We start from the raw sequence: 24,609 nt of genomic DNA on the forward strand, positions 1-24,609 counted from the left end.
TAAAAACGATCGTTTTTTAAACGCCAGAGAGTTTATTCAAGTAAAGCCAGCGTATCTAAAAAAAATGACGCGTTTAAGGCCCCTTACTCCCACCATTGCAAAAACACGCTAACCATATGATTAGTAAGAAATTTAAAAGATAACCACTGCAAAGATAAGGGTGGCTCAACAAAATATATAAACTAGTAGGATTACTAAATTATAATTCATATACTTCTGTTCAAAAGTGGAGGCCATAATGCGATTAACCCTAATGCTGGTATGCTGTCTGGTTCAGAGTTTAGCCTGGGCGGGTGAGTTGCCGAAACCCGCGGGAAAACCCATTTTGACGATTTACGGTAATATAGAAAATACGAACGAAGCTGGAAAAGCAGTGTTTGATCTCGCCAGCCTTGAAAAACTGGGTATGGTGAGCTTCGAGACGACCTCTCCCTGGTATACGGGCCGCACGAAGTTTGAGGGTGTTCCAATGAGCAAGCTCATGGATTATGTTGGGGCAAAAGGGACTAACGTAAATGTGATTGCGCTCAATGATTACGCTACCGCTATACCTCTTAGTGATTTTAAAAAATATAATGCCATTCTTGCCTTAAAGATTAATGGCGAATATATGCGCATCCGCGATAAAGGACCCTCATTCATTGTATACCCTTATGACAGTCTTCCTGAGTTGAATAATCAGATTTATTACTCGCGTTCAGCATGGCAGGTTAGCAAAATGAAGATTGAGTAGCAGTTCAGGAGAACATAATGAACAGGATACTGGTTGGTATCATTTTTTCTCTTTTTATCACGACGGGATATATTGCCTTTCTTGTTTACGATCGTCAGCAAGAGCTGCAAAAATTAACTCATTACACCGAGTCCTGGTCCGTGGCTCAACTGGTATCCGAGTATTACCGATTTGAATCATGGCTTGGTCTATACGCAACCGATACCGATGACGTTACGATAGACCAGGCCCGCATGCGTCTCGAAATTATGCTCAGCCAGGGCGAATTGCTGAAAGGAGGAGATTTAGGCCGCTATATTGGGAGCGATAAAACGCATCAAGAGCTTGCTGCACGCCTGGAAGAAATACTGGCCTATCTGGACAGTAATCTGGAAAAAATGAGCCATGCAGAGTTAAAAAAGTACCTGGCAAATATGCACCTGCTCGACGCGCCGCTAAGTCAACTGTCTTCAAGTGCGTTAACAAAAGATATTAACACGATTAATGAATCCAACCATAAAATACAGATTCTTTATTATATTTACTCAGCACTTTCGTTACTGCTGGTGATATTAAGCTTTATTCTGGGATTCTTAATGATCTACCAGAATAAAAATATTCTTAAAGCCCATATGCAGGTTAAAACCCTCGCTGACGAACTTCAGCTGTCAAAAGAAACGCTGCAAATCCAGAATTCGAAGCTGGAATACGATGTGTATCATGACTCCCTCACCGGCATGAAAAACCGTCTTTTCTTCTGGGACGACCTCAATAAAATTAACCTTCAGGCAGATAAAAACCATACCCCTGTTACGGTGATGTTATTTGATTTAGACCGATTTAAAGAGGTCAACGATACCTATGGCCATGATGCGGGCGATTTACTGCTGAATCAGGTATCCCGACGGCTTACCTCAATGAGCAACGCGACAGATACGTTTTACCGCCTGGGCGGTGACGAATTTGCACTTCTCTCGAGCGGCCTGACCGAAAGCGCTGCGGTTTCGCGCGCTAAAGAGATCAGCGATCGTATCAGTCAGCCCTATACGATTAATAACCAGCTGATAAAAATTGCCACCTGTGTGGGTATCGTTTTATCTGATAATGAACGGCGCTCGGATTATCTCTATAAATTCGCCGATCTTGCCCTCTACGAAGCCAAAAAAGAGGGCTCACAGCAGATAAAAGTCTTCCGCCAGTGGATGCTGCAGAAGCTGCAGGAAAGCAGAACCCTTGAGCATGATATGGCTCTCGCGATCGATAACCATGAATTCGTTGTTTATTACCAGCCTATTGTCGATTCATTCAGCAATGAAATTTACGGCTATGAAGCGCTTATTCGCTGGATACACCCGGTGAAGGGGATATTGTCACCTGATTACTTTATTTCTGTTGCTGAAAAAACCGGCATGATCAATGAGATCGGCAAAAATGTGCTTGAACTTGCCTGCCGGGAAGCGGTGTCCTGGGCGGTGCCGGCCAGAATCTCGGTGAACGTCTCACCCGTTCAGTTAGGCACAAAATCGTTTACGACGATGGTTCAGTCCATCCTGAAAGAGACAGGCCTGCCGGCCAGCCGACTTGAGTTAGAGGTAACAGAGTCTTCGCTCTTCAGTGACAGCAACATGCCGATCACTATTCTCAAAAAACTCCGAGCACTGGGTGTCAAAATTTCCATCGATGATTTCGGAACGGGATATTCATCGCTCTCGCGACTGAGTGAACTGAATTTTGATAAAATTAAGATAGATAAATCCTTTGTGAATCCGATATCCACGCAGGATGATGCCCTTAATATCGTTAAACTGATTACCAGCATGGCAAAGAGCCTGAATATGCGGGTTATTGCAGAAGGTGTGGAAACCGAAGCGCAGCTTGAACGCCTTCAGGCGCTGGGCTGCGATCTCGTGCAGGGCTATCTTTTCGGCAAGCCGCAGGCTGAAATCGACAGAAAAATAAAAAACGGTACCGTGTGATCCTACCGGGATCACACTTTTCAGCTCTGGGTATTCACATACAATAACCCGGTGTTACCATTCACCCCGTAAATACCTTTCTACTCAACCCGAGGCTTTGATGCTGGAGAATGTCATCATCCGATAATCAGTTTCCCCGACCTTTTCAGGCCGGACTGATTATCACTGCGCCGAAATCGAATGCGGACACCGCTGTGTGTTTGCACGTTTTGCACATGATGATGAAACAGGTTTTCCAGTATGAATTTATCCCGTCAGGAACAGCGTACCTTACACGTTCTCGCCAAAGGTGGCCGTATTGTGCACGTCCGCGATACGTCCGGCCGCGTCACCGCCGTTGAATGCTACAGCCGCGAAGGTCTGCTGCTCAGCGACTGCACGCTCGCCGTCTTCAAAAAACTCAAAACCAAAAAGCTGATCAAATCCGTTAACGGTCAGCCCTACCGCATCAATACCACCGGGCTGAATAACGTCCGTGCCCAGCCTGATAATCGTTAAGGAGAGGATGATGGATATCCCACGTATTTTTACCATTAGCGAAAGCGAACATCGCATTCATAACCCCTTCACGCCAGATAAGTACGCCACGCTGGGGCGCGTGTTACGCATGAAGCCAGGCGCACGCATTCTCGATCTCGGCAGCGGCTCAGGAGAGATGCTGTGCACCTGGGCACGTGATTACGGGATTACTGGTATCGGCATCGACATGAGCCCGCTCTTTACCGCGCAGGCAACGCGGCGCGCAGAGGTGCTAGGCGTCAGCGAACGCGTCCATTTTGTGCATAACGACGCGGCAGGCTACGTGGCTGATGAACAATGCGACGTGGCAGCCTGCGTTGGCGCCACGTGGATTGCTGGCGGCGTTGCCGGGACGATGGACCTGCTGGCACAAAGCCTTAAGCCTGGGGGAACCATGCTCATCGGCGAACCTTACTGGCGACAGGTTCCCGCAACGGAGGAGACGGCTCGGGCTTGCGGCGTCTCGTCCACCGCAGACTTTCTCACCCTGCCCGATCTCGTCGCGTCTTTCGATCAGCAGGGTTATGACCTGGTCGAAATGGTGCTGGCAGACCAGGAGGGCTGGGACAGATACGAAGCCGCGAAATGGATGACAATGTGCCGCTGGCTGGAGCAAAACCCCGACGATGATTTTGCACAGGAGGTGCGCGCGGAGCTGACGGTAGCGCCCAAGCGCCACGTGGCTTACACAAGGGAATATGTTGGCTGGGGCGTGTTTGCGTTAATTGCACGATAGGAGGGAACGAGTGGTATAGCCTTTTGGGGCTATACCGCCTTAGGCAGGAAGCGCTTAGCATTGTGAACGCTGCGCTACGTCCGAAGGGTAAAAACCTTTAATCATTGCCTTTCCGATGTCCGCAATCACAGACGCTTTCTTAACATCCCTTTTTTCTCTATTACTGGACGAATGGTATTCCAGACCATTTACTAATGAGAGAAAACGATGGAGATAATATATTGCACGTAAAACAACCAGACACATTTGTGAAGGTAGCATTATGGATATTTCGCTGCATGAGGCTATTCTGGTGCGGAGCCTTTCGGCGGTTCTACTTCTGCTTGTTCTCAGCCATCCTCAAGCAGATGTATGGAAACAATGGTCACAATGGAATATCAATGTACTGGTAAATTGAAAAAGTAATATTTGGGGGCAGAATGCCCCCCTTATTCTTTGGAATAAGAAAATTCAGCAGTGACTAAATGCGACTCTGATTTATCAGATTGGACTTCATACGCGAAGTTATACCTCTCTCCAGATGTAAATTTAAATCCGAACACAGGAAGACAATCACCCTTTGGGACATAAAGAGGCTTATCATCAAAAATCTTGTGGAGAGAGTCGCTATTATCGCTGTTTATTTGGACAGCAGTGATCCGTTCCTGTGGTTCCAGTGGTGACACCACACAAACTTGATTATCTTTGATAAATACCGTTGTAGATTCACGATCGACCATTCGATCACCAGGCCCAGGGCATCCCGTTAAGAGAAATACAGCACCCAGCAACATTTTGTTCTTCATGTTTAACGCCCCTTCCCTGTTACGATTTTCTGGTAAAGCGAAGGGATATCCTGCAACAAATCTACGCCCCTGTACATCCCCATGCGCCCCGGTCTCTGATAGTAAGACCACTTACTTATCCCATAAACCAGCAATAACCAGTAATCAGCTAAAATAGAGGCTTGCTGTTCAAGAGAGTAATCAGTGAGCTTTTCTTTATCCAGCCTGTAGGTATATTCAGCAGCCCAGCTAAAAGCTCCCCGCATTCTCACCCATTGCCCGTGCTGGTGTTGCCACACATGTCCAAGCTCATGGATGAAAACATATTTATCTTCGATGAAAACCGAGTTTGAGGAAAAATCTCCCTTGTACATTGGTTTTCTGTACCACAACTCCCCGTTGGGGGTCATCGCGTAGTTTTGTTTCTGTAGTCCGAACGGTAAATAGCTGTCGCAATGAATCCAGACACGGCTATAAACTATCGAATCACCGAACACCCTGCGAGCCATTGCAATCTCGCCTGGCGTCATCCGGCGTAATGTTCCTTCCTCTGCCTGTGCGCTCATAAATTGCCCTCCTTGTATGGATTATCACAGGTTATCCAGGGTGCATAAAATGCGCAACTAACAGATTTTGGAAAAGAAAAGCCATTTAGCGACTAGATCGGTAAGTTAAAAACATGTTGTTATCTGTCCGATAACGTCAAACAGCGCTATCACCAGTGTATGAACATCGAATGCTCGGCCACGTTCCACACGCTTGAATCCATCGAAGGGATTATTCGTTCACCGGCGACAGTGCCGCTCATCCCTGTACCCGCACCGGCGGCCACCGTTAACCGTGCCGGTGCGTGAGCACAGCCAGACATCAGGAGAGACATACGTGACCACACTGACGCTACAGAAAGCCTTTGAGGCCTGTCAGGTAAATAAATCCGCCTGGATGCAACGCCGGGATGAACTGAAGCAGGCCGAACAGGCGTACCGTGAACAGCTTGCCGGTAACGGCCACAGCGGCCGGAGCCTGCAAACCCTGCGCGAAATTATCGATGAGAAAAAGTGGGAAATAAATCAGGCTGCCGGGCGTTATATCCACTCGCATGAGGAGGTGCAGCGAATCAGCATCCGTAACCGTCTGAATGATTTTATGCAGGCGCACGGCGCGGAGCTGGCCGCCGCCCTTGCCCCGGAGCTGGTGAATTATTCCGGGCAGCATTCCGCCATTCAGCGCTGCGCCATGCAGCACTCACTCGACTATTTGCGTGAGGCGCTGCAGGTCTGGCTGGCCGCTGGTGAAAAAATTAATTATTCGGCGCAGGGTAATGACATTTTAACGGCCATCGGATTTAGGCCTGACACGGCTTCACGGGATGATAATCGTGAAAAATTCACGCCTGCACAGAACCTGAATTACACCCCCCGCCGTGCAGAACTGGCTGCGCAGTAGTACTTTCGAAAATCCCCGAAAATACCGCCATTTTTACGTAAAAAAGCCATGCATGCATAAGGTGCATGGTTTTGCATGCGTTTTACCGACACTGAATCCCCGCCAGCGCCAGCACTGCCGCGCTATGAGGCTGGTCATGCACCTGCATTAAATGCGTTCCCTTAAGCGGGCAGGCGGGGAGGGGAGAGCATTGCGCACAAGGGACTCAAACAGATACATTTTAGATGTCCCTATTAGTTATAGTAGAGAGGATCATACTTATTTGTATGGTAATAAAACATGAAGTTAACCATATTTAAATAATTAAAAACCTATCAATAGCTTAGTAATATTGATAGGTTCATGTTTAAAAGTTATTTAACAAGCTTCTAATGCTATTGAGAATGGTGCTTTTTTTAAGAGCATCATTTTCATTTAAATATCTACTCATAAGATCTGTTAGATCTGCCTCACTGACATATTCTTCATCTATATCAAACTCATGAAAAAACCTATTCAGCTTACATACATGGATCGTATAACTACCTTTCTTAGTACGATCAACATATATTTTATTGAATTTTTTAATATGCCTATCCCATTTATCATAATGAGGATGATATATTAAGAATCTATCGGACGAACTTGGATATTTAACTGCTTTCCCTTTAACAACTTTAGGTAAATCGCCTAGAATTTCCTGAGCCCTCTTTATTTCATTACAATCAGCACAAAGAACGCAAAGGTTTTTTGGCTCAAACATGAAGTTTTCATTTCCAGATTTATGAATTAAATGTTCGATATCACAATTCCTAGCTGATTGTAAGGAAAGAGGTTCCTTACAGAAGGCGCATATTCCCTTTTGCACCTTACGGTAGTGTTGCCTAATATTTTTACGCAAATTTAAAAGTTCATCACAAGACCAAATATTATGATCAAAATCAGGACGTTTTTTCAATTCACCTAGAAAAGCTAACTCTTCCTTTGAGAATTGATATGGCATAGTAATATCAGGAATAGAAGTCATACATCTCCTCCAATGAGGCTATCAACTCATACACCGGATCTTCTTTCACTACAAATTTCTTAAATTCTTTAAGTTTATGTATAGTATAAACATCATCATCATCAAACATTTTCTTTGATTTAACTTTCGCAAAAACATTTAAAGCAATTCGAGTCACATACTCATTCTTATACCCAGGACTATCAAACAATTCAGCAAGTAAAAAATCAGAGGATTTTTTTACAAAATGATCCGCATTAAATAACTTATTGAGGTGTAAGGACAATACATAACTGTGCTTTGATTTTAAACGAGAAATAATTTGAGGAGAATGAGACGCTATTATAAAATGACAACCTTTATAATGAGAAAAAACCTCAGAAACAATTTCTATATATTTTTCTTGCCATTCTGGATGTAGACTAATCTCAGGTTCATCAATTACCACTAAAGAGTGGTCTTTTATGCTTCCTGCAATTGAAAATAACGTTGAAAAAATGCATTGCTCACCAGAACTTGCCCTCTTTAAAGATACGCTGCCTATTTCTTTTTTTAATATATTAACATCAAAAACTGATATGATATTGAAGTTAATAAGCTTAAGAAGTTGCATTACAATGAACTCCTGCACTTCAACTCCATCTTTTATACATAGCTTCTTAGAATTTGAAAAATCTAATATCCATCTAATATCACTTTGCTTATCGTAGATTCTTTCAAATGAAAAATATCTAGCTACCTCCTCCAGAACAAGAATCATTTCTTTTGCTTCATTCTTTGACCAAGCAAGATCGGATACACTTCCAAATCTAATAGGATCATCATTATCATCATCATTTAATCTATCAATTATATGTTTAATCCGATGATGATGAATTCTGAATGCTAAGCTAAACTCATCTTTGAATTCTAGGAAATCAAATATTCTTGCTGTGTTTCCTCGGTCAATGTCGACACTGTTTAAGAAATTATTAATTAGCGCTCCCCCAACGTTATTAATAAGCCTCATCACACCACTACCGAATTGACTTCTCACACCATTATAGACATAGAAATAGTTTGGCACAGAACCTGATGAACGAGGTCTATTAAACAAAGGGAAACGGTCAAACACGCTAGTGGAAACTGCAATTATTTTTGTTGGGAAAACTAATTTAGTCTGTTTGTCATATTGAATTAAATAAGTATTGATAACATCGTTTAGCAATCTAGATTTACCAACACCATTCTTACCAACGATGATAGTAAACACATTATCATTAACTTTTTCATCACCCATTAAAAATTGGTATTCTTTATTCAAAGAATTCGAATAAAAACTTTTAATCATTTTTAACCTCAAAAATAACATTGCTGTAAAACTGCATCATTTCCCTACGACTATCAATATATGTTGCATGATTATACGTCCCACGGATACTGTTTTTATCAACATGCGCCAGTTGCATTTCTATCCATGAACTCTCATATCCCTGCTCATGTAGAATTGTTGATAACGTATGTCTAAAACCATGTCCAGTAGTTCGTCCGCTATAGCCAATACGTTTTATGACCTGATTTATGCTTGCCTCACTCATAGACTTATTCGGATCATTCCGCCCCGGAAAAACATCACGATAGTTCCCTGTCATGATTTTGAGTTCACGGAGTAAATCTAACGCTTGAGACGACAATGGCACAAGATGTGACCTGCGCATTTTCATCCTTTCAGCGGGAATTTCCCAAATAGCGTTATCCAGATCAAATTCTTGCCATAATGCCGCGCGTAATTCGATGGTTCTCACGCCCGTAATCATCAGTAAGTGGCTATCTGAACAAGCTTACTCCCGGTGTAACACTCTAAGGCGTGTAGAATATCAGGTATCTCATTACCTTTTAAGAACGGGAAATGATTGGATTGATGTACTTCGAGAGCGCTGGAAAGATCCGCCGCAGGATTATACTCCGCCCTGCCAGTTGCAATTGCGTAGCGAAACACTTCGGAGCAACGCTGTCGCACTTTCGCATTTTCTCCAACGCACCACCTTTCTCAATTTTACACAGAACGTTCAGCAGCTCTAGCGGTTTAATCTCCCCCACTGGCCTTGTTCCGACATAAGGGAAAATGTCGTTCTTAAACGCTTCCATGATGTCTGATGCATATCCCGCTGACCATTTAGCAGATTTAAGCTGATGCCACTCTCTGGCTATTTTTTCGAAGGCGTTCTCTGACTCTGTTTGCAGAGCTAGCTTTTGCTCTTTTCGAACCTCACTTGGGTTCTTTACTTCTGCCACAAGTTTTCAAGCTTCATCGCGATGGGAACGAGCATCGGCAGGGTGATCGTTGGGTAAACCCCAAGCGAGATCATTTTGGGTTTCCCGGCATAGCGATAGAGGAACCGCAAGCTCTTGCTTCCATTAGGTTCTATAAGCAATGACAAGCCTTGACCATCCCCAAGCGTATAGGGTTTAACTTCAGGCTTAGCGCGTCGAATTTGCATATCGTTTAAAGGCATGTGTATAGGAATCCAAGACCGAACAGGAACATATACACAATCCGATATACATTTAGTACCGGATTCTACTGGATGGTTATGGACGTTTGAGGAAGTTGGGGTGGTGCCGATAATAGGAGTCGAACCTACGACCTTCGCATTACGAATGCGCTGCTCTACCAACTGAGCTATATCGGCCCTGAGAGGCCGGTTACGAGTGTAACCACGGGGCAAAAGGTTAGATCTATCCGGGTGATGCGTCAATGCCCTTTTGAATCAAACGGCTATTTTTGCATCACCCGTGATTATTTACGCACGAATCGTATCGTCACCGAAGCCGATCCACTTGTAGGTGGTCAGCGCTTCCAGTCCCATCGGACCGCGCGCGTGCAGTTTCTGCGTGCTGACCGCCACTTCTGCGCCCAACCCAAACTGTCCACCGTCGGTGAAGCGGGTGGAGGCATTCACATACACAGCGGATGAGTCCACTTCGTTCACGAAGCGATCGGCATTGCGCAGCGTGCGCGTCAGAATGGCGTCCGAGTGCTGGGTGCCGTGTTCACGGATGTGCGCAATGGCGTCGTCGAGATCCGCCACCAACTTCACGTTCAGATCCAGTGACAGGAACTCGTCATCGTACTGCTCCGCTTTTACGGGAACCACGTTAGACGGGCCATTCTGAAGCAGTGCGAGCGCGTTGGCGTCAGCATGCAGCGTCACGCCGCTCTCCGCCATCTGCTTGCTCAGGGCCGGCAGGAAGGTGTTTGCGATATCCTGGTGCACCAGCAGCGTTTCCACCGTATTACAGGTGCTAGGACGCTGGGTTTTCGCGTTCACGATAATCTTCAGCGCCGGTTCAATTTCAGCGCTGTCGTCGACCACGATATGGCATACGCCGATGCCGCCGGTGATCACCGGAATGGTCGATTGCTCGCGGCACAGCTTGTGCAGGCCCGCGCCACCGCGTGGGATCAGCATGTCGATGTATTTGTCCATGCGCAGCATCTCGTTGACCAGCGCGCGGTCAGGACTTTCTATCGCCTGCACGGCACCCGCCGGCAAGCCGCACTCTTCCAGCGCCTGCTGGATGACCTTTACCGTCGCGGCATTGGTGCGCCAGGTCTCTTTCCCGCCGCGCAGAATGGCGGCGTTACCGGTTTTCAGGCACAGGGAAGCGACGTCAACCGTCACGTTTGGACGGGCTTCATAAATCACGCCGATGACGCCGAGCGGCACGCGGCGGCGTTCCAGACGTAAACCGCTGTCGAGCAGCCCACCGTCAATCACCTGCCCAACCGGGTCAGCCAGATTGCAGACCTGACGCACATCGTCGGCGATGCCCTTCAGGCGCGCCGGGGTCAGCGCCAGGCGGTCGAGCATCGCTTCGCTCAGACCGTTGCGACGCGCTTCCAGTAAATCCTGCTCGTTGGCGAGCAAAATTTCCTGGGACTGTGATTCCAGATAATCAGCGATTTTTTCCAGCACGCGGTTTTTCTCACGGCTGGAAAGGAGCGCCAGTTTGTAAGAGGCGGCCTTCGCGGCTGCGCCCATTTGTTCCAGCATGTTCTGGCTCCTTAACGAATAATCATGTCATCGCGATGCACGGCAACCGGACCATATTCATAGCCCAGAATGGCGTCGATCTGCTGCGAGTGGTGGCCCGCAATGCGGCGCAGGGCATCGCTGTTATAGCGGCTTACGCCGTGCGCAATGTCGCGACCTTCAAGGTTACGGATGCGGATCACTTCACCACGGGAGAAGTTGCCTGTCACGCTTTTAATTCCTTTAGGAAGCAATGAACTCCCTCGTTCCAGAATCGCGGCGGTTGCCCCTTCATCGACGACGAGCTCGCCAGCGGGAGGCGCACCAAATATCCAGCGCTTGCGGTTTTCCAGCGGGGATTCCTGGGCATGGAAGCGGGTGCCGACGGAAATGCCTTCCATCACATCGCCAATCACGCCAGGGCGGCTGCCCGCAGCAATAATAGTGTCGATACCGGCACGACAGGCCACGTCAGCGGCCTGCAGCTTAGTGCCCATGCCACCCGTACCCAGGCCTGAAACGCTGTCACCGGCAATGGCGCGCAGGGCATCGTCGATGCCGTGAACGTCGGCGATCAGTTCAGCATCCGGGTTGGAGCGCGGGTCGGCGGTAAATAGCCCCTGCTGATCGGTCAGCAGCAGCAATTTATCGGCACCGGCCAGAATGGCGGCCAGCGCAGAGAGGTTATCGTTATCGCCCACTTTAATTTCAGCGGTGGCAACGGCATCATTTTCGTTGATAACGGGAACAATGTTGTTGTCCAGCAGCGCGCGCAGCGTATCGCGTGCGTTAAGGAAACGCTCCCGGTCTTCCATATCCGCACGCGTCAGCAGCATCTGCCCGACGTGAATACCGTAGATAGAGAACAGCTGTTCCCAGAGTTGAATGAGTCGGCTTTGTCCCACGGCGGCCAGCAACTGCTTAGAGGCGATCGTCGCGGGGAGTTCGGGGTAACCCAGGTGTTCACGCCCGGCGGCAATCGCCCCGGAGGTCACAATCACAATACGGTGCCCTGCGGCATGCAGCTGAGCGCACTGACGTACAAGCTCAACAATGTGGGCGCGATTTAGGCGGCGCGATCCGCCTGTTAACACACTGGTACCGAGTTTTACCACCAGCGTCTGGCTGTCACTCATGATTCTCTGCCGTTCAACGATAAGGGAAAGTAATGTCGAACGAACGTTTTAACAGGAGTCAGCCCGGTTGCCAACTGCCTTAGTGCATCACCAGGCACTTTGTTGCGCGGGATCAGGAAGCGTAGCGGCAGAATTTGACAAATTTATTACCGTAATAATAAATCACAGTTTTTTAAAATTATTCTTAGTTTGTCATAAAAGTTTCATTCCAGAACGATAAAACCCTTCCTGTTTTTTCACGGGACTTAAGCATGAGCTTATCGTCCAGCGAATTTTCTAAGCGCGTTTATAAGACAGGATCGAAAATGAAAAAGAGCACTCTGGCATTAGTGGTTATGGGCGTGGTGGCTTCCGCATCTGTTCACGCAGCAGAAGTTTATAATAAAAACGGTAATAAACTGGACGTGTACGGCAAAGTGAAAGCTATGCACTATATCAGTGATGATGACACCAAAGATGGTGACCAGACGTACGTTCGTTTCGGTTTTAAAGGCGAAACCCAGATTAACGATCAACTGACGGGCTATGGCCGCTGGGAAGCAGAATTTGCCGGTAATAAAGCGGAAAGCGACTCCTCGCAGAAAACACGCCTGGCGTTTGCTGGTCTGAAAGTGAAAGACTTTGGCTCACTGGACTACGGTCGTAACCTGGGTGCCCTGTACGACGTCGAAGCGTGGACCGATATGTTCCCGGAGTTTGGCGGCGACTCTTCCGCGCAGACCGACAACTTTATGACCAAGCGTGCGTCCGGTCTTGCCACCTACCGTAACACGGATTTCTTCGGTGCGATTGACGGCCTGGACATGACGCTTCAGTACCAGGGTAAAAACGAAAACCGTGACGCCAAGAAACAGAACGGTGACGGTTTCGGTACGTCTCTGACCTATGACTTCGGCGGCAGCGATTTCGCGGTCAGCGGCGCGTACACCAACTCTGACCGCACCAACGCGCAGAACCTGCTGGCGCGTGGCCAGGGGCAGAAAGCAGAGGCCTGGGCTACCGGTCTGAAATACGACGCGAACGATATTTATCTGGCAGCGATGTATTCTGAAACCCGCAATATGACGCCAATTTCAGGCGGCTTTGCAAATAAAGCACAACACTTTGAAGTTGTTGCGCAATATCAGTTCGATTTTGGTCTGCGCCCGTCGCTGGGTTATGTCCAGTCTAAAGGCAAAGATATCGAAGGTATTGGTGATGAAGATCTGGTGAAATACATTGATGTTGGCGCGACCTATTACTTCAACAAGAATATGTCCGCGTTTGTTGATTATAAAATCAACCAGATTGACGACGATAATAAACTGGGCGTAAGCAGCGATGATATCGTTGCGCTGGGCGTGACGTACCAGTTCTAAGATTATCCAAATAAGATAATCCCGGCATATAAGCCGGGATTTTTTTGCCCGAGATAAATGCGGTCTGATGCCCTCACCCCGGCCCTCTTCCACAGGGAGAGGGAGAAAACCATTACGCGGTCAGCTTCACCGCTTCGCCGGAAAAGTCATCCGCTGGCTCGAACTTAAGGTCCAGGGTGGCCAGCAGTGCGCTCGCTTTGTCGTGGAACTCTTTCAGGGTATATTCCAGGCGATCGATCACTTCCTGATCTTTAATGGTGGTCGCCTGCCAGTTGCCGTCTTTATTAAACAGGCCAAACTGGTAGCTATACGTAAAACGTTTCTCCTCTGCTTCCATTTCCATCCACCAGCCCCAGAATTCACGTTTTTCGGGCGCAGGCTTCACGTTGACGCAAACAGCCAGGCAGTCGAAAAAAAAGCGATTCTCTTCACACTGCTCTTCTCGAATATACGGGCCGAGAGCCATAAATTTCTTAATCAGCCTACTTTTCGGGTGTCCACTCGGTAACGTCATTGCGATCTCCTTTTGTGAAGCCACTGTTTTACCAAACCAGCGAAATTTAGCAATCTATTAACACACTCTCTGGGCGATCCAGCGCGTGATCTCTTTCAAGGCTTTGTCAAAATTCTGATACACCGGGCTGAACGGCACCTCAAGCAATTTGCCATCCGCAGATGACGAAGTGATTAAGCGTGACTCTTCCTCAGGGCTGAACGGATCGTTTTTCCAGAAACCGGAAAGCATCGGCGTCGGGCAGCGGCGGCCCAGCAGCCCCTGCGTTTTTAACGAGTAACGATTAAGTTCGACACGCAGCGCTTCGTCTGATGCATCATGCATGCCAAGGCGACTGGCCAGCACGTCAAGGTACATCTCCGGCACGCTGCCCTGACGGGCAGGATCGCTGAGCAGGGCGTGAACCACCGGGCCCAGGCAGGCGACGGCCTTCAGCCGCGAAGATTCAAGATAAGCCAGACGCACCGCGACGTTGGCCCCAAAACGGAAGCCGAATGCCGCCACGCGGGTGTGGTCAACCCACGGAACATTTTCCAGCGCTTTAAGCGCATGCTGGTGCAGCAGGCTGGAATCCTGCGTTAACTTCCACTTCGACGAGAAGCCAATGGATGGCATATCGAGCGTCAGCATCGCGATCCCTTTTGGTGCGAAGTAGCGCTCATACAGGCTGTAATAGTCAATTTGCAGGGAGTCCAGACCGCCGCACATCAGCACGGTCGGGAACGGGCCATCGCCTTCAGGCATGTGCAGGAACCCGGTGACGGGCGCACCGCCCGGAACGGCGAACTCAAGCTCGCGCATCTGACCCGGCAGGCGTTGAGCCGCCTCCTCATAGGCACGATTCGCCAGCGCCTGAGCCTGCTCGGCCAGCTCATCCCCTTTCAAATGCGGATAGGCGGCGATGGCGTAGAGATTGGCTGCATGCAGCCAGTGCTTGCCGCTGCGCGTGGCATCTTCTTCCTGACTGGCTTTTTGCTGCCAGAGCATCGCCTGTTTAGACCATTCGTAGATCCAGTTTCCGCCCCGGTAGCCCACCACCGTATCGTAAAGCTTGCTGTCGGTACGCTCCGACTCGCTCATCACGATACGCGCCTGCACGTCGAGGATTTCACGGGGGTCTATACCGCGCCAGATCCACATCAGGCGGTTAATCATGCGGTACCAGTGGGGCACGTTTTTACCGTCTAACGCAGACTGGACGGCAGGCATGGTACCCGGATTAAACCGACGGACCAGCGTCGACGTTTCAGGGTGTTTGAAACGGGGTTTGAAAAGAGTCTCGGTGAGATTCGCCTGCGTCATTGCGTTGCCTCCATGGATACGTCATATAGTGCCCATTGTAACGCGTGGCGGGATAAAAAGAACAACGCCCGGCATAGCCGGGCGTGTAAAGTTACGTACTGAAATTAACGGCCTGAAATAGGCGGTACGAAGACCACGCCCATATCCCACGGCTGTTCAATCCAGGTATCCTGCGGGATATCAATTACGTAATCGTCAACCAGCGGACGGCCCGCCGGCTTAGCAAAGATCGTCACGAAGTGCGCTTTTGGATACATTTCGCGGATAGCCACCGCGGTACCGCCGGTGTCCACCAGATCGTCGATAACGATGAAGCCTTCACCGTCGCCTTCAGCGCGTTTCAGCACTTTCAGCTCACGCTGGTTATCATGGTCATAGCTGGAGATGCAGACGGTATCGACATGACGAATACCCAGCTCACGTGCCAGCAGCGCCCCCGGTACCAGACCGCCACGGCTGACGGCAATAATGCCTTTCCACTGTTCGGAAGGCATCAGACGCGCAGCCAGTTTGCGTGCGTGAATCTGCAACATGTCCCAGGTGACGACGTATTTTTCGCTCATGTGAAGTGTCCCAGCCTGTTTTTATACGGCTTAAAAAGTGTTCGAGGGGGAAATAGGTTGCGCGAGATTATAGAGATCTGACGCACTAAAAACCAGTGTTTAGCGCCCTCTGCCTGAGTTTTTACATGCTTTATGCTACCCGCCAGCAGAGAAAGTGGTATTCTCAGTTGCATCTCGCAAGCCTGTCTTGTGGTAACTATTAACCTGCTAACCCTGTGGCCTGCAACCCTGTTTGCAGTGCCTCGACAAGGAGACTTATCGTGTCTGAACTGTCTCAATTATCTCCGCAGCCACTGTGGGATATTTTTGCCAAAATTTGCTCCATTCCACACCCTTCCTACCATGAAGAACAGCTTGCCGAACATATTATGGGTTGGGCGAAGGAAAAAGGCCTGCACGCTGAGCGCGACCAGGTTGGCAACATTCTGATCCGCAAACCTGCCACCGCAGGTATGGAAAACCGTAAACCGGTTGTGCTGCAGGCGCATCTGGACATGGTGCCGCAGAAAAACAACGACACCGTTCACGACTTCACTAAAGACCCAATCCAGCCGTACATCGACGGCGACTGGGTGAAAGCGCGTGGCACCACGCTGGGCGCGGATAACGGTATCGGTATGGCCTCTGCGCTGGCGGTGCTGGCCGACGACCGCGTTGAGCATGGTCCGCTGGAAGTGCTGCTGACCATGACAGAAGAAGCGGGCATGGACGGCGCGTTCGGTCTGCAGGCGAACTGGCTGCAGGCAGACATCCTGATCAACACCGACTCCGAAGAAGAAGGTGAGATCTACATGGGCTGCGCGGGCGGGATTGATTTCATCTCTACTCTGCCTCTGTCTCGCGAAGCGATTCCTGCGGGCTTCCAAACCTTCAAGCTGACACTGAAAGGGCTGAAAGGCGGTCACTCGGGCGGTGATATTCACCTGGGACTGGGTAATGCCAACAAGCTGCTGGCGCGCTTCCTGGCAGGCCACGCGGCCGAGCTGGATCTTCGTCTGGTGGACTTCAACGGCGGTACCCTGCGCAACGCAATCCCACGCGAAGCCTTTGCCACCGTGGCGGTGCCAGCGGCGAAAGCGGACGAGCTGAAAAAACTCTCCAGCGTCTACCTGGATATCCTGAAAAACGAACTGTCGGCGAAAGAGAAGAACCTGACCGTGGTGCTGGAATCCGTTTCTACGGATAAAGCCGCGCTGACCGCGCAGTCTCGTGACACTTTCGTTCAGTTGCTGAATGCGACGCCAAACGGCGTTATTCGCAACTCTGACGTGGCGAAAGGCGTGGTGGAAACCTCCCTTAACGTGGGCGTGGTGACCATGAGCGATGACAGCGCGGAAATCATCTGCCTGATCCGCTCCCTGATCGATAGTGGTAAAGAGTACGTGGTGAGCATGCTGGAATCTCTGGGTACGCTGGCAGGCGCGAAAACGTCTGCAAAAGGCAGCTACCCGGGCTGGCAGCCGGATGCAAGTTCTCCGGTAATGGCGCTGGTGCGTGAAACCTATCAGCGTCTGTTCAACAGCACCCCGAACATCCAGGTGATCCACGCGGGTCTGGAGTGTGGCCTGTTTAAGAAACCGTATCCGGATATGGACATGGTTTCCATCGGGCCGACCATCACCGGTCCGCACTCTCCTGATGAGCAGGTTCATATCGAAAGCGTCGGCCATTACTGGACGCTGCTGACGGAACTGCTGAAGGCGATTCCTGCGAAGTAATCCCCTCACCCCAGCCCTCTCCCTCAAGGGAGAGGGTGAACAACCTCGTGCCACGGGGCTATTACAATCCCAAAACCAACTGACGTTCTAACTGCGGGTCCAGTAATGTGACATGCAGTCCCACCAGCCTCACCCCTCGTCCGCCTCGTCGTTCTTCCCACGCCTTTTTCGCCGTTGCGATAAGATCCTCCTTGTTCAGGCGCGGCCAGACGTGCTCCTGCGTTGTCTGTTGAAAGTCGTTAAATTTCAGTTTGATGCCCTGTCGGGCAATCAGTAAATCAGGCTTTACTTTGCTCAGGCGTCGTTCCAGCTCCGGATAGAGCTGTTCCGTAATAATGGTTTCGCATTCCGACCAGTCATGGATGTCTTCGCTCAGCGTGCGTTCAACCCCGACCGATTTACGTAACCGTTCGCTGCTTACGCTACGCTCATCGATGCCCTGACTGCGCTCCCACAGCACGCGACCAAACTTCCCAAAGCGCTTGAGCAGCATCGCCAGGTCGCTTCGCTGCACATCTTCGCAGGTGCGTAACCCCATACTTTCCAGCTTAGCGGCGGAGACTTTGCCTACGCCGGGGATTTTGCCAAGCGGCAGCGTTTTTAAAAACGCCGGGACCTCTTCAGGGGTGATGACGTACTGGCCGTTGGGTTTATTTAAATCGGAGGCGATTTTAGCGAGAAATTTTACCGGCGCGACGCCTGCCGATGCGGTGAGATTCAGCTCGTTGAAAATGGTCTGTCGGATCTCCTGCGCCATCAGGGTAGCGGAGCCGTGACAGTGCAGGCTATCGGTGACGTCCAGATAGGCTTCGTCCAGCGATAGCGGTTCAATCAGTGAGGTGTAGCGGGAGAAAATTTCCCGAATATGGTTTGAGGCTTCTTTATAGGCGTCAAAGCGACCGGGCAAAAGGGTGAGGTGCGGACACAGTTTCAGCGCCATCGCCGTCGGCATGGCGCTGCGCACGCCAAATTTGCGCGCAGGATAGTTGGCGGTGCTTATCACACCGCGCTGAACGCGGCTGCCGCCAATGGCGATGGGAATATCCCGCAGCGCCGGGTTGTCACGCATCTCCACTGCGGCAAAAAAGCAGTCCATATCAACATGGATTATTTTGCGCATCGGTCATACCACACATGTATTTATATACAGTATAACAAAAGGCAAAAAATGCGTCAGCAATTTTCCTTACTCACAGTTGTCATAAAAACGTGTTACAAATCCTCAGAACAAATCCTTTATTTACATACACTTATATAATTAATGAAGGGTAATCATTCATGAAGAAAATATTATCGGTTTCGCTACTGTTTCTGGCGAGTGCCGCATCAGCAAATCCAGAAATCGTCGCCCACCGGGGCGGTACCGCGGATGCACCTGAAAACACCCTGCCAGCCATAAAGCTCGCGCTCGAAAACAAAGCAGATATCGTCTGGATAACCGTGCAGTTAAGCCGGGATGACGTACCGGTTCTCTTTCGACCTGCCGACCTGAAGGCGTTAACCAATCTGCAGGGAAAGGTGTCACAGTATACCGCTGAAGAACTGGCAAAGGCGGATGCCAGCGTGAAGTGGAAAGATAAAGGCCTGCCGGAAAACCTGCTTAATACTCCGATACCGACGCTGAAGTCGGTACTGACCGCCTGGCCAGATACGCGATTTTTCATTGACATCAAATCGCCGGATGCAGATCCAGCGACCATGGGCAATACGCTGCTTAACGTATTGAAAGAGACCAACAGCCTGAACCGCGTTCGCGTCTATTCAACCGAAGATCGCTATATGGAAGCATTGCCTGCCGAAATCCCCCGCTTTGTCACACGCAGCGAGACTCGCACGCGTCTGGCCACGATTTCGTTGAGCCACGAATGTCTGCCTCCTTCACAAAAAATGGACGATTACTGGTATGGGCTTGAGTTAAACCGAAAAGTAGAGGTAGTCGAGAAATTCACCTTAGGCGAAGGTGTCTCTCCTGCAACATTAACGTGGGACAAAGAGGCCGTTGACTGCTTCCGCTCTCAGGGCAATGCCCATCTGATTTTTATCGGCGTGAACTCTGAAGAGGACTACCAGAAGGCGAAAACACTGGGTGCCGAAGGAGTTCTTGTGGACTCGCCAGCCAAAGCCAAAAGCTGGAAATAAATGAAAAAGGCCGCACGAAGCGGCCTTTTTCTAGATGATCCTCTGCTGGTCCCGAGCCATCCGTTTTTTACGCGCATCGCACGGTTCCGGGCAGTCGCACACCTTTTCCATCCCGATGGAAGAGATGCCTCCACAGCTGCCCTGAATACTTTTACGCTTGATGATCCAGCCCAACGACATCCCGAAGATCACCAGCACAAACACCGCGAAGGTTGCCAGAAAGGTCAACACGATCAGCCTCCAAAATCATCAAGGAGGATGTTCTCATCTTCCACGCCGAGATCTTTTAGCATCTTGATCACCGCGGCGTTCATCATTGGCGGGCCACACATATAGAACTCGCAGTCTTCCGGTGCCGGATGCTGTTTGAGGTAGTTTTCATACAGCACGTTGTGGATGAAGCCCGTATAGCCCGTCCAGTTATCTTCCGGCTGCGGATCGGAAAGCGCCACGTGGAAGGTAAAGTTAGGGTTCTCACGCGCCAACTGCTCGAACTCATCGTCGTAGAACATTTCGCGCAGCGAACGCGCACCGTACCAGAAGCTGATTTTACGCTTGCTGCTAAGACGTTTGAGCTGGTCGAAGATGTGCGAGCGCATCGGGGCCATACCGGCACCGCCGCCGATAAAGACCATTTCCGCGTCGGTATCTTTGGCAAAGAACTCGCCGAACGGACCGGAGATCGTCACCTTGTCACCCGGCTTGAGGGACCAGATATATGACGACATGACGCCCGGCGGCGCATCAGGCACATTCGGTGGCGGCGTGGCGATACGCACGTTGAGCATAATAATGCCCTTCTCTTCCGGGTAGTTAGCCATGGAATAGGCGCGAAGCGCGGGCTCTTTTACCTCGGAAACGAAGCGGAAGAGGTTAAATTTATCCCAGTCGGCGCGGTATTCATCGGGCACGTCGAAGTCAGCATACGCCACGGTGTGCGCCGGACAATCAATCTGAATATAGCCCCCCGCGCGGAACGGGACGCTCTCCCCTTCAGGGACACGCAGCTTAAGCTCTTTAATGAAAGTCGCTTTGTTATCGTTCGAGATAACCTCGCACTCCCATTTTTTCACGCCGAAGATCTCTTCCGGCAGCTCAATCTTCATGTTCTGGCGCACCGCAACCTGGCATGCCAGGCGGCAACCCTCTTTCGCTTCACGCTTCGTGATATGCGACAGTTCAGTTGGCAGAATATCCCCGCCTCCCTCTTTCACCGTCACACGGCACTGCCCACATGAACCACCGCCACCGCAGGCTGACGAGACAAAAATCCCGTTCCCCGAGAGCGTATTAAGCAGCTTATCCCCTGCCGGGGTGCGGATCTGGTTCTGCGGATCGTCATTGATATCAATGATCACATCCCCGGAATTGACCAGCTTTGCGCGCGCCGCCAGAATCAGCCCTGACAGCACCAGTACTATCAGCGTGAACATCACCACGCCAAGAATAATTTCCATCTGTTAGCCCTTATAGCTGCACACCGGAGAAGGACATAAAGCCCAACGCCATCAGGCCGGTGGTGATAAAGGTGATCCCTAAGCCGCGCAGCCCAGCGGGCACGTTGGCATATTTCATTTTTTCACGGATCCCCGCCATGGTGACAATCGCCAGCATCCAGCCGATACCGGAACCGAAGCCGTACACCACCGATTCACTGAAGTTGTAATCACGCTGCACCATAAACGAGACGCCGCCAAAGATGGCGCAGTTCACCGCGATCAGCGGCAGGAAGATCCCCAGCGCGTTGTACAACGACGGGAAATACTTATCGAGGATCATCTCCAGGATTTGCACCAGCGCCGCAATCACCCCAATAAAGGTGATGAAGTTCAGGAAGCTAAGATCAACCCCCTCCACCAGCGCGCTGTCCCGCAGCACGAAGTTGAACACCAGGTTGTTAATCGGAACCGAAAGCCCCAGCACAACGGTGACCGCCACGCCCAGGCCAAATGCCGTCGAAACCTTTTTAGAAACGGCAAGGAACGTACACATGCCCAGGAAGAAGGCGAGCGCCATGTTTTCAACAAACACCGCGCGCACAAATAAACTCAGGTAATGAGCCATTGTCGGTTACTCCTTTTCCTGCTGTTCAGGCTTCAACGTACGAATCAGCCAGATCAGCAAACCGATAATGAAAAATGCGCTTGGGGCCAGCAGGAACAGGCCGTTCGGCAGATACCAGCCGCCGTTCTGTACCGTATCCAGCACCTGAACGCCAAACAGCTTGCCGCTGCCAATAAGCTCGCGCAGGAAACCGACCGTCAGCAGGATTACGCCGTAACCCAGGCCGTTGCCAATACCGTCCATAAAGCTCGCCAGCGGCGGCATTTTCATGGCGTAGGCTTCAGCGCGCCCCATCACGATGCAGTTGGTGATAATCAGGCCGACAAACACCGAAAGCTGCTTCGAGGTTTCGTAGGCGAAAGCGCGCAGTAGCTGATCGACCACGATCACCAGCGAGGCGATGATCGCCATCTGCACGATGATCCTCACGCTGTTGGGGATGTGGTGGCGAATCATCGAGATAAACATGCTGGAGAACGCCGTAACCAGCGTTACCGCCAGCGTCATCACCACCGCCGTTTCCAGTTTGGTGGTCACCGCCAGGGCTGAACAGACGCCCAGCACCTGCAGAGTTATCGGGTTATTGGCTAAAAGTGGGCCAATCAGCACTTTTTTAACTTCTTTCAGTTCACCCGTATCAGCCATTGTTCAGCGCTCCTTCACGTACATTTTTCAGGAAGGGACCAAAGCCCAGTTCACCCATCCAGAAATCAAAACTGTGCTGTACCCCGTTAGAGGTGAGCGTGGCGCCGGAAAGGCCGTCAACGGCGAATTCATCACCGGGACGCGCGCCTCCTTTCACCACCTTCAGCGCAGGCTGGCCGCTGTCGTCGAGCACTTTTTTACCGACAAACTGCGCACGCCAGTTAGGGTTCTCAACTTCCCCCCCCAACCCCGGCGTTTCGCCCTGATCGTAATAGGTGATGCCTTTGACCGTGCGGCCATCGGTATCCAGTGCCACAAAGGCGTACATCATTGACCACAGCCCGTTACCGTAGATCGGCAAAACCACTTCCTGTATGCGTTTTTGCTCGTCACGCACCAGGTAAATCTCCGCGATGTTGCTGCGGCGCTTAATACCTGCCGGATCCTGCGAGGCGTCAAGCGCGGTGCTCATCTGCGGATCTTTCAGCGCCAGCGCCTGGTTGTATTTCGCCGGGTCTTTATCCATCAGCTCGCCGGTTTTTAAATCCACCAGCCGTGCGGTAATACGTTCAGCAAACACGGCCGCGACGTCGTCCTTCGTCATGCCTTCCTGCATCAGTCCGGCTACGGCCAGGATGTTGCGCTGTTTATCCAGCGCGCGTTGCTCCTGCTGCAGCGGTTTCAACCCTACGGCAGAACCGGCAACCACGATGGAACAAACCAGACACAGTACCAAAACCACCAGCAGCGTTTTGCTGATGCTGTCGTTATTTTTAACCTCAGCCACGCGCCTTCCTCCGCTTAATGTTGGCGCGCACGACCAGGTAGTCGAACAGCGGCGCAAACAGGTTGGCAAACAGAATGGCCAACATCATCCCTTCCGGATAGGCCGGGTTGACCACGCGAATCAGTACACACATCACGCCAATGAGCGCGCCGTAACACCATTTACCTCTGTCGGTAAAGGAGGCCGAGACGGGATCGGTGGCCATGAACATCATGCCAAACGCAAAGCCTCCCAGCACGAGGTGCCAGTACCACGGCATGGAGAACATTGGGTTCGTGTTTGAACCAATGAGATTGAACAGCGTGGCGGTAAGCACCATGCCGAGCATGACGCCCGCGACGATGCGCCAGGACGCCACGCGGCCAAAGAGGATGATGGCCCCGCCGATCAAAATCATCAGGGTAGACACTTCACCAATGGAGCCCGGAATGTTGCCAATAAACGCGTCGAACCAGGTCACAGGCTGGCCGGTAGCATTGTTGACCAGCGTTTCACCGCCGCCTGCCGCCCACTGAGAAAGCGGCGTCGCGCCGGAGAAACCGTCCGCCGCCGTCCATACCAGGTCGCCCGAAATCTGCGCCGGGTAAGCAAAGAACAAGAACGCACGCCCCGCCAGCGCCGGGTTGAGGAAGTTGCGTCCGGTGCCGCCGAAAATCTCTTTGGCAATCACCACGCCAAAGCTGATCCCCATCGCCGCCTGCCAGAGCGGCAGCGTAGGCGGAACAATCAGCGCAAACAGAATGGAGGTAACGAAGAAGCCCTCGTTGATCTCGTGTTTACGGATGATGGCGAACAGCACTTCCCAGAAGCCGCCCACGATAAAGACAGTCATGTAGATCGGCAGGAAGAAGACCGCGCCCAGCGTCATCATACTCAGCCAGCCCGCGTCTGCAGCAAAGCTTACCCCCAGCGACTGGGCCAGACGATAGTGCCAGTCGGACTGGATCACCTGCGCCAGCTGCTGGGCGTCGTACATATGGTGCAGCGCCGGAATGGTCTGCAGGCCGACGTTGTACATGCCCCAGAACATGGCCGGGAAGACCGCAAACCACACCAGGATCATCATGCGTTTCAGATCGATGGCATCGCGAACGTGCGCTGCCCCTTTCGTTACCAGACCCGGGGTGTAGAAAATGGTCGTCGTTGCTTCATACAGCGGGTAGTACTTTTTGAGCTTCCCTTCGGTAAAGTGCGGCTCAATTTTTTCGAAGAGGTGTTTTAATCCCATG

Annotated in this window: 25 protein-coding genes, 1 tRNA gene and 2 pseudogenes; 10 read left to right on the forward strand and 18 right to left on the reverse strand. The window is 50.7% G+C overall.

Translation table 11 applies throughout. The annotated features are described in order from the left end of the window. The first annotated feature begins 238 nt into the window (after positions 1-238). The 5 genes and pseudogenes from AB8818_RS09565 to yecR form a co-directional block, all read left to right on the forward strand. Entirely contained in the window at positions 239-733 is a 495-nt protein-coding gene (locus AB8818_RS09565) for a molybdopterin-dependent oxidoreductase (RefSeq protein ID WP_116341701.1), read from the forward strand. Between the two features lie 17 nt (positions 734-750). Further along, positions 751-2,688 (forward strand): bifunctional diguanylate cyclase/phosphodiesterase, encoded by a 1,938-nt coding sequence (locus tag AB8818_RS09570; protein WP_163330392.1) that lies wholly within the window; start codon positions 751-753, stop codon positions 2,686-2,688. Between the two features lie 240 nt (positions 2,689-2,928). Then, positions 2,929-3,186: a YjhX family toxin gene (locus tag AB8818_RS09575; protein ID WP_028012097.1), complete on the forward strand. Its 258-nt coding sequence runs from the start codon at positions 2,929-2,931 to the stop codon at positions 3,184-3,186. A 10-nt stretch (positions 3,187-3,196) separates the two neighbouring features. Continuing rightward, positions 3,197-3,943: a cyclopropane-fatty-acyl-phospholipid synthase family protein gene (locus AB8818_RS09580; protein WP_192983520.1), complete on the forward strand. Its 747-nt coding sequence runs from the start codon at positions 3,197-3,199 to the stop codon at positions 3,941-3,943. Positions 3,944-4,237: 294 nt separating this feature from the next. Next, positions 4,238-4,348, forward strand: a pseudogene (yecR, locus tag AB8818_RS09585) (YecR family lipoprotein); the annotation flags it as partial. Positions 4,349-4,371: 23 nt separating this feature from the next. On the opposite strand, the gene AB8818_RS09590 reads toward yecR, so the two are convergent. After that, positions 4,372-4,728, reverse strand: coding sequence for a putative T6SS immunity periplasmic lipoprotein (locus AB8818_RS09590; RefSeq protein WP_192983509.1), 357 nt, complete (start codon positions 4,726-4,728; stop codon positions 4,372-4,374). Positions 4,729-4,730: 2 nt separating this feature from the next. Beyond that, positions 4,731-5,273, reverse strand: coding sequence for a type IV secretion protein Rhs (locus AB8818_RS09595; protein ID WP_192983512.1), 543 nt, complete (start codon positions 5,271-5,273; stop codon positions 4,731-4,733). A gap of 96 nt (positions 5,274-5,369) precedes the next feature. Here AB8818_RS09595 and AB8818_RS09600 point away from each other — a divergent pair, with 96 nt between their 5' ends. Both AB8818_RS09600 and AB8818_RS09605 read left to right on the forward strand, forming a co-directional pair. Next, on the forward strand, positions 5,370-5,561 hold the full coding sequence (locus AB8818_RS09600; protein WP_192983523.1) for an ogr/Delta-like zinc finger family protein: 192 nt from the start codon (positions 5,370-5,372) through the stop codon (positions 5,559-5,561). Between the two features lie 28 nt (positions 5,562-5,589). Next, positions 5,590-6,153 carry a phage polarity suppression protein gene (locus AB8818_RS09605; protein WP_192983514.1) on the forward strand — a complete coding sequence of 188 codons (564 nt, stop codon included), beginning with the start codon at positions 5,590-5,592 and terminating at the stop codon, positions 6,151-6,153. A 346-nt stretch (positions 6,154-6,499) separates the two neighbouring features. On the opposite strand, the gene AB8818_RS09610 is transcribed toward AB8818_RS09605, so the two are convergent. The 6 genes and pseudogenes from AB8818_RS09610 to proB form a co-directional block, all read right to left on the reverse strand. Next, on the reverse strand, positions 6,500-7,159 hold the full coding sequence (locus AB8818_RS09610) for an HNH endonuclease (protein ID WP_192983517.1): 660 nt from the start codon (positions 7,157-7,159) through the stop codon (positions 6,500-6,502). Beyond that, positions 7,143-8,468 (reverse strand): ATP-binding protein, encoded by a 1,326-nt coding sequence (locus AB8818_RS09615; protein WP_316387354.1) that lies wholly within the window; start codon positions 8,466-8,468, stop codon positions 7,143-7,145. The genes AB8818_RS09610 and AB8818_RS09615 overlap by 17 nt, the downstream gene beginning before the upstream one ends. Then, a pseudogene (locus tag AB8818_RS09620) lies at positions 8,461-9,633 on the reverse strand (tyrosine-type recombinase/integrase). The gene AB8818_RS09615 and the pseudogene AB8818_RS09620 overlap by 8 nt, the downstream one beginning before the upstream one ends. Before the next feature lie 101 nt (positions 9,634-9,734). Further along, positions 9,735-9,810, reverse strand: a tRNA-Thr gene (locus AB8818_RS09625). Between the two features lie 111 nt (positions 9,811-9,921). After that, positions 9,922-11,175 carry a glutamate-5-semialdehyde dehydrogenase gene (gene proA, locus AB8818_RS09630; RefSeq protein WP_192984631.1) on the reverse strand — a complete coding sequence of 418 codons (1,254 nt, stop codon included), beginning with the start codon at positions 11,173-11,175 and terminating at the stop codon, positions 9,922-9,924. A gap of 11 nt (positions 11,176-11,186) precedes the next feature. Continuing rightward, on the reverse strand, positions 11,187-12,290 hold the full coding sequence (gene proB / locus AB8818_RS09635; RefSeq protein WP_116341711.1) for a glutamate 5-kinase: 1,104 nt from the start codon (positions 12,288-12,290) through the stop codon (positions 11,187-11,189). Positions 12,291-12,595: 305 nt separating this feature from the next. Between proB and phoE the strand changes: the two genes are divergently transcribed. Continuing rightward, positions 12,596-13,648, forward strand: coding sequence for a phosphoporin PhoE (phoE, locus tag AB8818_RS09640; protein ID WP_116341713.1), 1,053 nt, complete (start codon positions 12,596-12,598; stop codon positions 13,646-13,648). Between the two features lie 112 nt (positions 13,649-13,760). On the opposite strand, the gene crl is transcribed toward phoE, so the two are convergent. From crl to gpt, 3 genes are all read right to left on the reverse strand, one after another. After that, complete coding sequence (crl, locus tag AB8818_RS09645) at positions 13,761-14,162, reverse strand: sigma factor-binding protein Crl (RefSeq protein ID WP_192984634.1); 402 nt, start codon at positions 14,160-14,162, stop codon at positions 13,761-13,763. Between the two features lie 57 nt (positions 14,163-14,219). Further along, a complete protein-coding gene (gene frsA, locus AB8818_RS09650) occupies positions 14,220-15,464 on the reverse strand; it encodes an esterase FrsA (RefSeq protein WP_192984637.1) in 1,245 nt (414 codons plus the stop codon). A 104-nt stretch (positions 15,465-15,568) separates the two neighbouring features. Next, positions 15,569-16,027: a xanthine phosphoribosyltransferase gene (gene gpt, locus AB8818_RS09655; protein WP_003863205.1), complete on the reverse strand. Its 459-nt coding sequence runs from the start codon at positions 16,025-16,027 to the stop codon at positions 15,569-15,571. A 260-nt stretch (positions 16,028-16,287) separates the two neighbouring features. Here gpt and pepD point away from each other — a divergent pair, with 260 nt between their 5' ends. Then, positions 16,288-17,745, forward strand: a complete 1,458-nt coding sequence (gene pepD, locus AB8818_RS09660; protein WP_116341717.1) for a cytosol nonspecific dipeptidase — start codon at positions 16,288-16,290, stop codon at positions 17,743-17,745. A gap of 61 nt (positions 17,746-17,806) precedes the next feature. Here pepD and dinB read toward each other — a convergent pair whose 3' ends face one another. Then, positions 17,807-18,865 (reverse strand): DNA polymerase IV, encoded by a 1,059-nt coding sequence (dinB, locus tag AB8818_RS09665; protein WP_116341719.1) that lies wholly within the window; start codon positions 18,863-18,865, stop codon positions 17,807-17,809. A gap of 158 nt (positions 18,866-19,023) precedes the next feature. On the opposite strand from dinB, the gene AB8818_RS09670 reads away from it, so the two are divergent. Further along, the gene (locus tag AB8818_RS09670) at positions 19,024-19,884 is read left to right on the forward strand and encodes a glycerophosphodiester phosphodiesterase family protein (protein WP_192984640.1); all 861 of its coding nucleotides are present in this window, start codon (positions 19,024-19,026) and stop codon (positions 19,882-19,884) included. A 30-nt stretch (positions 19,885-19,914) separates the two neighbouring features. On the opposite strand, the gene nqrM is transcribed toward AB8818_RS09670, so the two are convergent. The 6 genes from nqrM to AB8818_RS09700 are packed head-to-tail and all read right to left on the reverse strand — an operon-like array spanning position 19,915 to position 24,608. Further along, positions 19,915-20,064, reverse strand: a complete 150-nt coding sequence (nqrM, locus tag AB8818_RS09675; RefSeq protein WP_192845943.1) for a (Na+)-NQR maturation NqrM — start codon at positions 20,062-20,064, stop codon at positions 19,915-19,917. A gap of 53 nt (positions 20,065-20,117) precedes the next feature. Beyond that, positions 20,118-21,341, reverse strand: coding sequence for an NADH:ubiquinone reductase (Na(+)-transporting) subunit F (nqrF, locus tag AB8818_RS09680; protein WP_116341725.1), 1,224 nt, complete (start codon positions 21,339-21,341; stop codon positions 20,118-20,120). Positions 21,342-21,351: 10 nt separating this feature from the next. Next, positions 21,352-21,948 (reverse strand): NADH:ubiquinone reductase (Na(+)-transporting) subunit E, encoded by a 597-nt coding sequence (gene nqrE / locus AB8818_RS09685; protein WP_061099102.1) that lies wholly within the window; start codon positions 21,946-21,948, stop codon positions 21,352-21,354. Positions 21,949-21,954: 6 nt separating this feature from the next. After that, a complete protein-coding gene (locus AB8818_RS09690) occupies positions 21,955-22,593 on the reverse strand; it encodes an NADH:ubiquinone reductase (Na(+)-transporting) subunit D (RefSeq protein ID WP_028012078.1) in 639 nt (212 codons plus the stop codon). After that, on the reverse strand, positions 22,586-23,380 hold the full coding sequence (locus AB8818_RS09695) for a Na(+)-translocating NADH-quinone reductase subunit C (protein WP_163330384.1): 795 nt from the start codon (positions 23,378-23,380) through the stop codon (positions 22,586-22,588). Before AB8818_RS09695 ends, AB8818_RS09690 begins: the two co-directional genes overlap by 8 nt. Then, positions 23,373-24,608, reverse strand: coding sequence for an NADH:ubiquinone reductase (Na(+)-transporting) subunit B (locus tag AB8818_RS09700; RefSeq protein ID WP_116341729.1), 1,236 nt, complete (start codon positions 24,606-24,608; stop codon positions 23,373-23,375). The genes AB8818_RS09695 and AB8818_RS09700 overlap by 8 nt, the downstream gene beginning before the upstream one ends. Position 24,609 lies beyond the last annotated feature (1 nt).

This window comes from Enterobacter sp. KB-280D8 (assembly GCF_041399405.1).
GTDB classification, from domain to species: domain Bacteria; phylum Pseudomonadota; class Gammaproteobacteria; order Enterobacterales; family Enterobacteriaceae; genus Enterobacter; species Enterobacter cloacae_N.

What these genes read in the sequence shown, in the direction of transcription:
- AB8818_RS09565 (WP_116341701.1), top strand. Translation starts at nt 239, where the DNA reads ATGCGATTAACCCTAATGCTGGTATGCTGTCTGGTTCAGAGTTTAGCC.
- AB8818_RS09570 (WP_163330392.1), top strand. Translation starts at nt 751, where the DNA reads ATGAACAGGATACTGGTTGGTATCATTTTTTCTCTTTTTATCACGACG.
- AB8818_RS09575 (WP_028012097.1), top strand. Translation starts at nt 2,929, where the DNA reads ATGAATTTATCCCGTCAGGAACAGCGTACCTTACACGTTCTCGCCAAA.
- AB8818_RS09580 (WP_192983520.1), top strand. Translation starts at nt 3,197, where the DNA reads ATGGATATCCCACGTATTTTTACCATTAGCGAAAGCGAACATCGCATT.
- AB8818_RS09590 (WP_192983509.1), bottom strand. Translation starts at nt 4,728, where the DNA reads ATGAAGAACAAAATGTTGCTGGGTGCTGTATTTCTCTTAACGGGATGC.
- AB8818_RS09595 (WP_192983512.1), bottom strand. Translation starts at nt 5,273, where the DNA reads ATGAGCGCACAGGCAGAGGAAGGAACATTACGCCGGATGACGCCAGGC.
- AB8818_RS09610 (WP_192983517.1), bottom strand. Translation starts at nt 7,159, where the DNA reads ATGACTTCTATTCCTGATATTACTATGCCATATCAATTCTCAAAGGAA.
- AB8818_RS09615 (WP_316387354.1), bottom strand. Translation starts at nt 8,468, where the DNA reads ATGATTAAAAGTTTTTATTCGAATTCTTTGAATAAAGAATACCAATTT.
- proA (WP_192984631.1), bottom strand. Translation starts at nt 11,175, where the DNA reads ATGCTGGAACAAATGGGCGCAGCCGCGAAGGCCGCCTCTTACAAACTG.
- proB (WP_116341711.1), bottom strand. Translation starts at nt 12,290, where the DNA reads ATGAGTGACAGCCAGACGCTGGTGGTAAAACTCGGTACCAGTGTGTTA.
- phoE (WP_116341713.1), top strand. Translation starts at nt 12,596, where the DNA reads ATGAAAAAGAGCACTCTGGCATTAGTGGTTATGGGCGTGGTGGCTTCC.
- crl (WP_192984634.1), bottom strand. Translation starts at nt 14,162, where the DNA reads ATGACGTTACCGAGTGGACACCCGAAAAGTAGGCTGATTAAGAAATTT.
- frsA (WP_192984637.1), bottom strand. Translation starts at nt 15,464, where the DNA reads ATGACGCAGGCGAATCTCACCGAGACTCTTTTCAAACCCCGTTTCAAA.
- gpt (WP_003863205.1), bottom strand. Translation starts at nt 16,027, where the DNA reads ATGAGCGAAAAATACGTCGTCACCTGGGACATGTTGCAGATTCACGCA.
- dinB (WP_116341719.1), bottom strand. Translation starts at nt 18,865, where the DNA reads ATGCGCAAAATAATCCATGTTGATATGGACTGCTTTTTTGCCGCAGTG.
- AB8818_RS09670 (WP_192984640.1), top strand. Translation starts at nt 19,024, where the DNA reads ATGAAGAAAATATTATCGGTTTCGCTACTGTTTCTGGCGAGTGCCGCA.
- nqrM (WP_192845943.1), bottom strand. Translation starts at nt 20,064, where the DNA reads ATGTCGTTGGGCTGGATCATCAAGCGTAAAAGTATTCAGGGCAGCTGT.
- nqrF (WP_116341725.1), bottom strand. Translation starts at nt 21,341, where the DNA reads ATGGAAATTATTCTTGGCGTGGTGATGTTCACGCTGATAGTACTGGTG.
- nqrE (WP_061099102.1), bottom strand. Translation starts at nt 21,948, where the DNA reads ATGGCTCATTACCTGAGTTTATTTGTGCGCGCGGTGTTTGTTGAAAAC.
- AB8818_RS09690 (WP_028012078.1), bottom strand. Translation starts at nt 22,593, where the DNA reads ATGGCTGATACGGGTGAACTGAAAGAAGTTAAAAAAGTGCTGATTGGC.
- AB8818_RS09700 (WP_116341729.1), bottom strand. Translation starts at nt 24,608, where the DNA reads ATGGGATTAAAACACCTCTTCGAAAAAATTGAGCCGCACTTTACCGAA.